Source organism: Thalassospira sp. ABD4_177, from assembly GCF_056160125.1.
Window position 1 is genome coordinate 253022 of sequence record NZ_JBSWWO010000002.1, and the last position, 12613, is coordinate 265634.

At 54.5% G+C, this 12613-nt stretch carries 10 protein-coding genes; 3 read left to right on the forward strand and 7 right to left on the reverse strand.

The window, feature by feature from the left end; genetic code table 11:
* The first annotated feature begins 117 nt into the window (after positions 1–117).
* Together ACXAF0_RS13900 and ACXAF0_RS13905 are read left to right on the forward strand one after the other, a co-directional pair.
* Positions 118–1113, forward strand: a complete 996-nt coding sequence (locus ACXAF0_RS13900; protein WP_475346474.1) for an L-threonylcarbamoyladenylate synthase — start codon at positions 118–120, stop codon at positions 1111–1113.
* 12 nt (positions 1114–1125) lie between these two features.
* Positions 1126–2538 carry an FAD-binding oxidoreductase gene (locus ACXAF0_RS13905; protein WP_475346475.1) on the forward strand — a complete coding sequence of 471 codons (1413 nt, stop codon included), beginning with the start codon at positions 1126–1128 and terminating at the stop codon, positions 2536–2538.
* Positions 2539–2604: 66 nt separating this feature from the next.
* Here ACXAF0_RS13905 and ACXAF0_RS13910 read toward each other — a convergent pair whose 3' ends face one another.
* The 7 genes from ACXAF0_RS13910 to ACXAF0_RS13940 form a co-directional block, all read right to left on the reverse strand.
* Complete coding sequence (locus tag ACXAF0_RS13910; RefSeq protein ID WP_475346476.1) at positions 2605–3456, reverse strand: 5'-nucleotidase, lipoprotein e(P4) family; 852 nt, start codon at positions 3454–3456, stop codon at positions 2605–2607.
* Between the two features lie 174 nt (positions 3457–3630).
* Positions 3631–3945 (reverse strand): acylphosphatase, encoded by a 315-nt coding sequence (locus tag ACXAF0_RS13915; protein WP_475346477.1) that lies wholly within the window; start codon positions 3943–3945, stop codon positions 3631–3633.
* 39 nt (positions 3946–3984) lie between these two features.
* Positions 3985–4368, reverse strand: coding sequence for a DUF1244 domain-containing protein (locus ACXAF0_RS13920; protein WP_475346478.1), 384 nt, complete (start codon positions 4366–4368; stop codon positions 3985–3987).
* Positions 4361–5095, reverse strand: coding sequence for an HAD family hydrolase (locus tag ACXAF0_RS13925; protein ID WP_475346479.1), 735 nt, complete (start codon positions 5093–5095; stop codon positions 4361–4363). Before ACXAF0_RS13925 ends, ACXAF0_RS13920 begins: the two co-directional genes overlap by 8 nt.
* Before the next feature lie 295 nt (positions 5096–5390).
* Positions 5391–7085, reverse strand: a complete 1695-nt coding sequence (locus ACXAF0_RS13930; protein WP_475346480.1) for a methyl-accepting chemotaxis protein — start codon at positions 7083–7085, stop codon at positions 5391–5393.
* A 565-nt stretch (positions 7086–7650) separates the two neighbouring features.
* Entirely contained in the window at positions 7651–9651 is a 2001-nt protein-coding gene (accC, locus tag ACXAF0_RS13935) for an acetyl-CoA carboxylase biotin carboxylase subunit (protein ID WP_475346481.1), read from the reverse strand.
* A 21-nt stretch (positions 9652–9672) separates the two neighbouring features.
* Positions 9673–11205, reverse strand: coding sequence for an acyl-CoA carboxylase subunit beta (locus tag ACXAF0_RS13940; RefSeq protein WP_475346482.1), 1533 nt, complete (start codon positions 11203–11205; stop codon positions 9673–9675).
* A 343-nt stretch (positions 11206–11548) separates the two neighbouring features.
* On the opposite strand from ACXAF0_RS13940, the gene ACXAF0_RS13945 reads away from it, so the two are divergent.
* On the forward strand, positions 11549–12511 hold the full coding sequence (locus ACXAF0_RS13945; RefSeq protein WP_475346483.1) for an ABC transporter ATP-binding protein: 963 nt from the start codon (positions 11549–11551) through the stop codon (positions 12509–12511).
* Positions 12512–12613: the final 102 nt, after the last annotated feature.

Consider the following 12613-nt stretch of genomic DNA (forward strand, 5'->3'; position numbering starts at 1 on the left):
ATCCGATCATGGTTGGTTTTTCAGGCTTGATTGCGGGCTTTGCGCGTGATCTTCCTTGTCATGGCTCTGCATCGTAGTTAGGTATTTGAGATAGATTATCTTTTCGCGGAACGTTGCATGTCGCCAGCCCTTACCATCCGTCCCTATTCCGAAGGTGCCCTTAGTCAGGCGGCGGCGAAGCTGCGCGCCGGTGAGTTGGTGGCCTTTCCGACCGAGACGGTCTATGGGCTGGGTGCGGACGCGACCAATGCCGATGCGGTAGCAAAGATCTATGCCGCCAAGCAACGCCCAAGCTTCAATCCGCTGATCAGCCATTTCCCCGATCGTGACGCCGCTGCCAAGCATGCCGAATTTGATGCGCGGGCCGATAAACTGGCCGAAGCGTTTTGGCCGGGTGCGCTGACACTTGTGCTGCCGCGCAAGGGCGAGAGTGATGTCTGTGATCTGGTGACCGCAGGGCTTCCCAGCATTGCGGTGCGGGTTCCGGCCCATCCGATGGCGCGCGAATTGTTGCGTGCGGTGGGCCGCCCGGTTGCAGCACCTTCTGCCAACCGGTCCGGCAAGATCAGCCCGACCACGGCGGGGCATGTCGCTGGGTCGCTGGGGGATGCGATTGGCATGATCCTGGATGGCGGGCCGTGCGGTGTCGGACTTGAAAGCACGGTGATCGACCTGACTACCGATCGGGTGGTGATGCTGCGCCCCGGCGGGGTGACGGCAGAGCAGGTTTCCGAATTGCTCGGCACCGACGTTGTCATGGCCGAAAGCGATGATACCGCACCCAAAAGCCCCGGCATGCTCAGCAGTCACTATGCGCCGGGTTTGCCGGTGCGGCTTGAGGCCACATCCGCCGATCCGGCCAAGTATGGCAATGAAGTGCTGCTGGGCTTTGGGGATTGTACCAGCAAGGGATTTGATGCGGTCTTGTGGCTATCAAAAAGCGGCGATGATATTGAGGCCGCCACCAACCTGTTTGCCAAGCTGCATGAAGCCGATCAAAGCCGGTTTGACGGGATTGCGATTGCACCGATCCCAGATACCGGATTGGGCATTGCGATCAATGACCGCCTGAAACGGGCCGCGGCACCGCGCGCGCCACACAAGCCCAGTTAAGGGAACACAGCCATGTCGTTCCTGCCAGAAGCTGCACTCACCGCATTAAAAGACCTGCTGGGATCCAAGGGTTTCAGCATGGAAAGTGATGTTCTGGCCGCCCACAACAGTGAGGCCCGTGGCAAGTTCACCGGCACATCCGAGATCATCCTGTTTCCGGCCAGCACAGAGGAAGTCGCCAAGGCGCTTGCCATTTGTGCAGCACATGACATTGCGGTTGTGCCACAGGGCGGCAATACCGGGCGTTGCGGCGGGGCGGTTGCCGGGGATAAACAGATCCTGATCAATCTCAAGCGCATGAACAGCGTGATTGAGATTGATGCGCGCGACTTTACCGCCACGGTCGAAGCCGGTGCGATCCTGCAAACCATTCAGGAAGCCGCCAAAGAACAGGACTTGCTGTTTCCCCTGTCGCTTGGCGCTGAGGGCACCTGTCAGATCGGCGGCAACCTTGCGACCAATGCGGGCGGGCTGAACGTTATCCGCTATGGCAATGCGCGCGATCTTTGCCTTGGGCTTGAGGTTGTGTTGCCCGATGGCAGCGTTTGGAATGGGCTATCAAAACTTCGCAAGGACAATACCGGCTATGACCTGCGTGATTTGTTTATCGGGGCCGAGGGCACGCTTGGCATCATTACCAAGGCGACGCTGAAGCTGTTTGCCCGGCCCAAACATATTGCCACCGCCTGGCTTGCCGTGCCAACGCCCGCATATGCGATTGACCTGCTGGCCCTGGCTCGCCGTCATACCGGCGATGGCATTGCCGCCTTTGAGCTGATCAGTGAATTTGCCCATGACCTGTCGGTCACATACCTTCCGAACCTGACACGGCCGCTTGCGACCAAAACGCCGTGGCATGTGTTGATCGAGCTGACCTCGTCCCGCCCGGATGATGACCTTCAGACCCTTTTGGTGGATCTTCTGGGGCAAGCCGTCGAGATCGGGCTTGCGACGGATGCGACCATTGCCCAGTCCGAAGCCCAGCGCAAAAACCTGTGGGCGATCCGCGAAGGCATCCCGGAAGCACAAGGCTTTGAAGGCGGATCGATCAAGCATGATGTGTCAGTACCCGTATCCAGGGTGCCCGATCTTCTCAAACGCGGCATGGCTGCAGCCGATGCCCTTATTCCCGATATTCGCCCCTGCCCGTTTGGCCATGTCGGGGATGGAAATATCCATTTCAATTTCAGCCAGCCCGCCACCATGGACAAGCAGGAGTATCTTGCGAAATGGGAAAGCCTGAACGCGATCATTCACGACATCGTTGCCGATCTTGGCGGATCAATCAGTGCGGAGCATGGCATCGGGCAACTTAAACGTGACGAGTTGGCGCGTTATGCCAGCGTGGAAAAGATGAAACTTCTGCGTGCGATCAAAGCCGCCATTGATCCTGATAACCGGCTTAACCCCGGCAAGATCATCTGATTGCCGACATAAGAAAACGGGTGCCCCGATGGGACACCCGTTCCAGAATACATATTGGCAGAAACCTTATTCCGCCGGGCCTTCCCACGGGTTCATGGCATTGATTTTATCCTGACGGCGTTCGTCGCCGGACTTGCCCCAATCGCCACCGAATGCGGCCGATTCCCATGAACCGTAGCTCGGGTTCGGGAGCATGAACCAGCGTTCGCCCCAGTAATTGCCATATTTTTCCATGACTTCGAGACGCTCGATGATCGAACCATCGATTTCGTCGGTGAAGTCACCGAAATTGTCACCGAACTGCATGATCACGCGGTAATCTTCGGCCACCGCCGCACGGCGCGGGGTTTTGTTTGAGCCCCATTCTTCGATTTCACCCCGCAGCATCACGTGCTTTTCATCGGCAAACGGGAAACCGTATTTTTTCAGGTTTTCGATGGTCGGTGCTTCTTCCGGTGCCTTGCGGTTCGAAACATAGAACACTTCAACACCACGTGCAGCCGCCGCCTTGGTGAATTCCAATGCGCCGGGGGTCGGGGTGGAAATCATGTCATGGACAAACGCCGCCCAGGTCTTGGAGCTGTAATGGGTTTTCTCGGCAACAACCCAGGCCTGATAGGCGGAGTTATCAAGAACGGTTTCATCGACATCAAGGATAACCGCCGGCGGCTTGGCGGAATAATTGCCATCCTGCTCAAGGGCGGCGGTCCAGTCATGATCGCCGATGGCCGCATTGAGCAAACGGGTGGCACCGGCATAAACCGACATGGCGGTCGTTTTGTATTCGACCGAGGTCTGCAGCCACAGCGTGCCGTTCAGGCCATCATTTTGTTCCGGCTCTGCCTGTGCGCCAAAGGCGACAAGGGCGCTGGTCGCGACAATGGCCGCCACGCCAAATGATTTTGCGATAAAAGTCATATGTAGTCTCCCTGTTGATTTCCGGGCTGCATGGATACTGACCATGCAGACAGGATTGCATAACCATGCCACCGCACTGCGATAAAGAAAAAGCCTTTTTCAACATTCCTGCTGAAAAAGGCTTTTGTCCGGTATTTGATAAAGACGCCAATTGATTGAACGCACAGCGTTTTTTTATGCGGTCGGGCGTTTTTCAAAGGACGTGTAGCCGTCCTCAAGGGCGGGTTCTTCGTGAATGCGCTCGACGCGCGCATGGGTCGGGCCCTGGTGACAGGCCCCGATCATGGATTGCACGACCTTGACCGGCCCGCAAAAGACCGCCTCGACCGAGCCATCCTTGCGATTGCGCACCCAGCCGGTGAGGTCGCGTTTGCGGGCTTCTTCCACGGTCCAGGCGCGATACCACACACCTTGGACCCGGCCTTCGATGCGGGCATGGACAGCAATGCTGCCGTCACCCGTTGACGGGTCGGGGCTTGTATCTGTCATGAACGGGCCTCCTCCCTTGCGGCTTGCGTATCTGGGCGGTTATTTCGCGCCGGGGATTTTGGCATGGAGATGGGCGGTGTCCTGAAACTTCTGTTTCTGTTCCTCGGATGCCGGCGCCTGATAATTGTCCTTCCAGGCGTCATAGGTTATGCCATAGACAACTTCGCGCGCACCATCATAATCCATGGCGACACCCTTTTCACAGGCCGCGGCCAGATACCATTTGGCAAGGCAGTTGCGGCAGAACCCGGCAAGGTTCATCAGATCGATATTCTGAACATCCTTGCGATCCTGCAGGTGCGTGACCAGCCCGCGAAAGGCAGCGGCTTCGAGTTCCAGTTTGGTTTGCGGATCAAGATCAGCTGCCGGGCCATTGGCCAGGACGGCCTCGGTGGACATTTCAGAACCGGCGCAATCAGACATGCTCCATACTCCCAGCTGTTCTTTGTTGTTCAAGTTTCTCGATGATCCCGGGCACATCGGAAATGGTTTCGGCCGTAATGACACTGGCATTGTCGATCTCGGTCTGATCGACCATTTCATGCACCCAGGTGATTTCATAGGGAATGTGGATCGCAGCCGCACCGCACGCAAGGACCGGCAGGATATCGGATTTCATCGAATTGCCGATCATGACCGCATCTTCGGGCTCAACGCCATAGCGGCCAAAGATGTTGCGATAGGTCAGCGGATCCTTTTCCGAGACGATCTCGATACCGTCAAACAGGTCTTCAAAGCCGGAACGGTCGATCTTGAGCTGCTGGGCGATCAGATCGCCCTTGGTGATCAGAACCACCTTGCATTTCGGATCCTTGGCATAGCGTTTGAGCACAGATTCGGCCCCGTCAATGATGCGGGTCGGCGCACGCAGCATCGATTTGCCGATTTCGGCCAGTTTGTGGATGTCCTCGGCACTGATCTTGCGATTGGAAAGCTCAATCGCGGTTTCGATCATCGACAGGGTAAAGCCCGTCACGCCATAGCCGTAAATGGAAAGGTTTTCGAGTTCGGCCTGATACAGGCGATCATCGACTTCGTCGGCCGCCACATAGTGGCTGAGCATTTCGCGCAGTTCGACATGGGCCTGACGGAAAAGTGGCTCGTTGTGCCACAGGGTATCGTCGCCATCAAAAGCAATCAGCTTGTACATTCATACGCCTCGTTTCTTGTTATTGGATGGCCATAGGCACGGTGAAAGCGTTGGCAATCAACGTGGTTGGGGATTTACGGCCTCAATTCACGACCATATGGCAGCGCAAACGCGCCGTAAAGCCCCGTTATCTGTATTTAATATGCGCGAAACTGTTCCGAAAGCCCTTGAAAACGCAAGTGTTTGAACAGGTTGCGTACAATTGATCCGGAGGTCCGCTCATTAAAAGAAAAAAGCACCGCGCGAAACGGTGCTTCTTTCAAAGTTATTTGACTAAGACTAAGATGAACCTCAATCAGACTGCCTTAAGGTCAGCAAGAAACTTGGAGATCAGTTTTTCCATATTCTCTGCCTGTTCATTCATCGTGCCAGCAGCGGCAAGCACAGAGCCAGAGACGTCACCGGTATCTTTAGCCGCTTTGGCGACCTCTTGAATTCCGAAGGATACTTCCTGACTTCGCCCCGCAGATTCAGAAACGTTTCGGGCAATTTCCTGAGTTGCGGCGCCTTGCTCTTCGACAGCAGAGGAAATTGCTGTCGCGATGGAGCTGATGCGATTTATCGTCTCCGAGATTTCCTGAATAGCGGTGACTGTGTCCCCTGTTTCCGATTGAATGCGTGAAATTTGGCTGCTGATTTCTTCTGTTGCCTTCGAGGTTTGATTTGCAAGACTCTTCACCTCGTTAGCAACAACCGCAAACCCTTTGCCTGCTTCCCCGGCGCGCGCCGCTTCGATGGTGGCGTTGAGGGCCAACAAGTTTGTCTGTGACGCAATATCGTTGATAAGAGACACCACATCACCAATCCGGTTTGCAGACTCAGCAAGCCCTTTAACCAGTTGTTCACTAGAAGATGCCTGTGCAACAGCAGAGCTTGAAATCGCAGTTGAATCAGATACCTGCTGAGCGATCTCGGAGACAGATGCACTTAGCTCCTCGGTTGCGGAAGACACTGTCTGAATGTTGGATGATGATTGCTCAGCCGCTGCAGAAGAATTGTTCGACTGTTCTGAGGTCTTTTCTGCTGTTTCGCTGATGTAGTTTGCACTTTCACTAACGTCATTTGCAGCTTTGGTGACGCCTTTAACCAGTTCAATAGCAGACGTTTCAAAGTTCGCAGCGATCGCCTCGATGGCTTTGGCGCGTTCTGCTCGCGCTTTCTGGTCTTCGAGTTCACGTGCCTGAAGTTCACGTGCCTCCTGAGCTGATTTCTTGAAGAACTGCAACGAACGCAGCAACGAACCAATCTCGTCACGGCGTTCTGCACCAGCAATATCAATATCAAAATTACCTTCGGCCACATCCTCCATCATCTTGGCCACCGAACCTATAGGACGCGATACTTGAGAAAGAACAATATAAACAGCAACAGCGAGAGACAGTGAAAGGCCAACTACTGCGGATAAAATCAAAATAGCAGTCGTCGTTACATACCGATCATGCGCCAAATCGGTTGACGCCGCCAAATTGTTCTTTGCAAGTTCCTGAAGCTTGTTCAGGTAGAAGTTAAATTCTTCCTTGATGATCGGGCCACTACTATCGAGATATTCAAATGCCAGCGCAATATTACCCCCTCTGGCAGCATCAATACCCTTTAGGATCGTTGCCTTAAAATTAACGAGACCTTTTTCAGCCTCAACAACCCAGCTTCGCTGCTCTTCTGTTAGATCATAGGAAAGAAGCCCGTTCAAACGAGCGGCCGCAGAGTCTACAGCGGATGTAAAAGCGTTGGTGCGTTTCTCAATTTGCTCGTCTGACTTTTCCGCCACAATGTCCAGAAGAACGTTTCTGGCAGTCATTGCAGAAGCAACACGCATTCTGTTTACATCCAGAGCGCCAAGTGACAATGGCGCATCCTGCTTGGTGATTTGCGTTGTGGTTTTGTCGAGGGAACTAAGCGCGTAAACCGACACCCCCGTAATGATTGCAATAGCAATACCCAGCAATCCCAGTGGCAAAGCCAATTTGAGGTGAATCTTCAAATTTTTCATAAATCCCCCGAATCATTCCAATGATGAAAGCCTAGGGTCAGGACCTATTAATTTGGTTTGAGTGGTTAAACAGATTTGTGCGGATACGCGGAGTAAAACTGCAGGAAGATATTTATCTTTCAACGTTTTACGACAAAGTAGCCCGTGCAAATCCGTTTAATCCGGAGGACAGACGTTATATTTGCAAACTCCTGCGTCAAATCCCTTGTCCGGGATGCCGACCCGACCGGCGGGCTTTTCCTTGGATTTCGTATATATAACGTCTGCCATTCAAATCAAATTAATAGGTCCTGACCCTAGCCATACCTAGAAGGCGTACCTTCATTTAAACTCGCAAGACTCATACTATAGTCTAGTTTTCAAATAATTAAACCCAAACATCACATCCAAATGGAAACAATCATTATATTTCAAATAGATAACAGTATAACATTCAATGCAAATACTCCTAATTGACTAACTTCTGAAATGCTGAACACAAAAAAACGCACCGCAATTGCTGCGGTGCGTCGCTCAACCGACCTGTTCAAAAATATAATTCTGTGTTTCGGGACAGTCCCCAAACCTATTCGTCTTTTTCGAACTCGATGATGATGGCATCGACCGAGAGGTTTGCGCCCTGTTCGGCGTGGATCTTTTTGACCACGCCCTTGCTTTCGCATTTAAGGACGTTTTCCATCTTCATGGCTTCAAGGATGCAGAGCTCCTCGCCCGGCTGGACGGTCTGGCCTTCCTCGACCGACACCTTGACGAGCAAGCCCGGCATTGGCGAGAGCAAGAAGTTCGACATGTCTGGCGGGGCCTTGAACGGCATCAGTTTTTGCAAGGTCGCCACGCGTGGCAGCATGACCTTGAAGCTGCGCTGAACGCCGTTGGCGGCGAGCTTGTAACCAACACCTTCGATATCAATTTGCACACACACCGGGGCACCGTCGATTTCACCGACAAACATCGGATCGCCGATTTTCCAGTCCGAGACAACGCCATAGCTGCGGTCATCAATGGCGACGATGTAATCACCGTTAACACCATCGAACTCGATATCGAACGGCGTGTGGTCATCGCCACTGACGGCCACCCAGCTTTCGGCGACGTCAAGCGGATGATCGCTGACCTGACCGGTGATGGCGGCATTGCGTTCTGCAAGGCGCTGATTGATGTAGGCCGCCACCACGATCAGGGTCGCGGGATCATCATTGGGCAGATCATCGGCCGAGAAACCATCAGGGTATTCTTCGGCGATGAAGTTGGTGGTGATATTACCACTCTGGAAGCGTTTGTTGGCCATGACGGCCGCCAGGAACGGGATGTTGTGCGAGATGCCACGAATGTAATAGCCATCCAATGCCCGGCGCATTTCGCCAATCGCCTGTTCACGGTTTTCACCATAGGTGATCAGTTTCGCGACCATCGGGTCATAGAACATCGAAATCTCGCCGCCTTCATAGACGCCGGTATCGACACGCACAGTATCCGATTCCGCTGGAGGCTGATAACGCACCAAGCGGCCCGTGGACGGCAGGAATTCGCGGAAGGGATCCTCGGCATAGACGCGGGTTTCCATGGCCCAGCCGGTAAGTGTGACGTCATCTTGCTTGAGCGTCAGTTTCTCGCCATCGGCGATCTTGATCATCCATTCGACAAGATCCTGACCGGTGACAAGTTCGGTCACCGGATGTTCGACCTGAAGACGGGTGTTCATTTCAAGGAAGTAGAAATTCTTGTCCTTATCGACGATGAACTCCACGGTGCCGGCCGAGCAGTAATCCACCGCCTTGGCCAGTGCAACGGCCTGTTCGCCCATGGCCTTACGGGTGGCGGGATCAATAAACGGCGACGGGGATTCTTCGACGACCTTCTGATGGCGGCGCTGGATGGAGCATTCACGTTCGCCGAGATAGATCGCGTTGCCGTGTTTATCAGCCAGCACCTGAATTTCAATATGGCGCGGTTCTTCGACGAATTTTTCGACAAAGACGCGGTCATCGCCAAAGGAACTTGCGGCCTCGGAGGTGGCACGTTCGAAACCTTCGCGGCACTCGGCGTCATTGCGCGCAATACGCATGCCCTTGCCGCCACCGCCAGCGGAAGCCTTGAGCATGACCGGATAGCCGATGTCATTGGCGATCTTGATGGCCTCATCAGTGTCCTTGATGACGCCCATGAAGCCGGGAACGGTCGAAACACCGGCATCGGCGGCGATTTTCTTGGAGGTGATCTTGTCACCCATCGCGGCAATCGCACCATTCGGCGGGCCGATGAAAGCAATGTTTGCCGCATCAAGCGCCTTGGCAAATGCCTGATTTTCCGACAGGAAGCCGTAGCCCGGATGAACGGCCTCGGCGCCTGTGGATTTGCAGGCCTCGATAATGTTTTCAATGATCAGATAGGACTGGTTGGATGGTGCCGGGCCGATATGGACGGCCTCGTCCGCCATCTGAACATGCAGTGCGGCCTTGTCGGCATCGGAATAGACTGCGACGGTTTTGATGCCCATTTTCCGGGTTGATTTGATCACACGGCAGGCGATTTCACCGCGGTTGGCAATCAGGATTTTGCTAAACATTTTTATCTCTCCCAATTTGTCTTACAGCGGAATGTTGCCGTGTTTCTTTTCAGGGTTCTTGATGTCCTTGTTGCGCAGCATGCCGAGCGCCTTACAAACGCGGCGGCGTGTGCCATGCGGCATGATGACATCATCAATGAACCCCTTGCGGCCCGCGACAAACGGGTTGGCGAATTTTTCGCGGTATTCTTCGGTGCGGGCTTCGATCTTTTCGGGATTGTCCATATCCGCACGGAAGATGATTTCCACCGCCCCTTTTGGTCCCATCACCGCGATCTCGGCGGTCGGCCAAGCATAGTTGACGTCACCACGCAGATGCTTGGAGGCCATCACGTCATACGCGCCGCCATAGGCCTTACGGGTGATGACGGTGACCTTGGGCACGGTGGCCTCGGCATAGGCGTAAAGCAGTTTCGCACCATGTTTGATGATACCGCCATATTCCTGGGCAGTGCCCGGCATGAAGCCCGGCACATCGACAAAGGTGACAATCGGAATGTTGTAGGCATCGCAGAAGCGCACAAAGCGCGCGGCCTTTTTGGAGCTGTCGATATCAAGGCAGCCCGCCAGCACCATCGGCTGGTTGGCGACAACACCGACGGTGCGGCCATCCATGCGCGCCATGCCGGTAATGATGTTCTTGGCGTAATCGGGCTGAATTTCAAAGAAGTCGCCCTCATCGACGATCTTGGTGATCAGTTCCTTCATGTCATAGGGCATGTTGGGATTTTCTGGCACCAGGGTATCAAGCGAGAAGTCATCGCGCTTGATCGGGTCTTCGCACAGACGCGCAGGCGGCTCTTCCTTGTTACATAGCGGCAGGAAGTCCATGAAACGCCGGGTCTGAAGCAAAAGATCGACATCATTCTCGAAGGCGAGATCGGCGACACCCGAAACGCTGGTATGGGTCGATGCCCCGCCCAGCTGTTCGTGGGTGACTTCTTCGTGGGTCACGGTTTTGACCACATCAGGTCCGGTGACGAACATGTAGGAGCTGTCTTTGACCATGAAGATGAAGTCGGTCATGGCCGGGCTGTAAACCGCGCCACCAGCACACGGGCCCATGATCAGGGATATCTGCGGGATGACGCCGGATGCCTCGACATTGCGTTGGAACACATCGGCATAGCCGGCCAAGCTTTCGACACCTTCCTGAATACGTGCACCGCCCGAATCATTCAGCCCGATCACCGGTGCGCCGACCTTCATCGCCTGATCCATGATCTTGGCGATCTTGCGCGCGTGCGCCCCCGATAGTGCGCCACCGAAAACAGTGAAATCCTGTGAGAAGACAAAGACCAGACGGCCATTGATCGTGCCGTGGCCAGTGACGACACCGTCGCCGGGAATGCGGTTTTCGGTCATGCCGAAATCCACACAATCATGTTCGACAAACATGTCCCATTCTTCGAAGGAGCCAACATCCAGCAGCACATCAAGGCGTTCACGTGCGGTGAGCTTGCCTTTCTTGTGCTGATTATCAATGCGGCGCTGGCCACCGCCCATGGCAGCTTCGGCGCGCTTCGCTTCGAGTTTGGCGACAATATCCTGCATGTTGCGTCTTCCTTGCTGTGATCGGCCATTGGGCACATTTCGGGCCAATGTGCGCGTCTCGAGAATGAAATAGCATTATTCGGTACTGGAATGCCAATTATTTTTGCTGTTCTGACAGAGGTCGAGAATAGCGCGTAAACACCTGATTTCCCTAGCGTCATCGCGATATATGTGAATGGGCTGGACTAAAGTCTAGACTTGCAGGCAGCACCATCCCCGCACGGGATCATTTCGCCACCTCAGACGTTGAGATAATGGTGCATACTGTTACGGCCCCTGATCCGGGGCCGCCAGAGTGCGTATACCTCATACCTGTCGTCACCCCTAAGCGTTTGAGCCCATGATGAAATTCAGCCCCCGCAATCCGGAAAAAACCGGCGATGATCGCCCTGCCAGCTCCCTTTGGGGGTATGTCTGGCGGATGAGTGGCTGGCATCAGGTGGTGGTGTGCAGCATGGCCGTCATTGTCGCAGCCCTTGGCATTGCACCGATCGAGCTGCAGCGCCGAATTGTGGATAACGCGATCACGCCACAGGACTATGACCTTCTGATCACGTTGGCGGCGGTTTATCTTGGCCTGATTGTCGTGCATGGCGGCATCAAATATGTGCTGCGGATCTATGAAGGGTGGCTTAGTGAAAGTGCGATCCAGTATAACCGCAAGCACCTGACGCGTTTGCGCGCCCATAATCAGGCGGGCAGCGACGATGAAAGCAATGGGCGGGCGGTTTCAATCATTGGATCGGAGATCGAGAAGCTTGGCGGGTTTGTCGGCGATGGCCTGTCGCAGCCGGTGGTCAATAGCGGCATGCTGATCTTTGGCCTTGGCTACATGATCAGTGTCGAGCCGATGATTGGCCTGATCGGGGTGATTGCGCTGATCCCACAGGTTGCACTCGTGCCAGTGATCCAGAAGCGCATCAATGCCCTGATCGAAGAACGCGTCGACAAGATGCGCGAGGTCAGCGATGAGTTGGCCGACCTTTCATCAGATAAATCCGATGACGAACAGCTCAGCCCGATCAATCGTGGCATTACCGAGCTGTTTGACAACCGCATGCAATTATTTGTACTGAAATTCGGCATGAAGGCCCTGATCAATCTGCTCAATGCCTTTGCGCCGTTGTGTGTGCTGTTTGTCGGTGGTTATCTGGTGATCCAGGGCCAGACATCGGTCGGTATCATCGTCGCTTTCATTTCCGGCTTTGACCGCATGTCGTCCCCCATGCGCGAATTGCTGTCCTATTACCGGGTGGCGGCACAGGCGAGCGTTCAGCACAAAATGATCGCGCGCTGGATGCAGTAGCATCCTGCCCCACCCCGCCGACAATAATACAGTCCGCCATCACAAATTACCCCGCCAAACGTCCTTGCAAAGCAACCTGATCCATTAACAGCGTGGCGCACC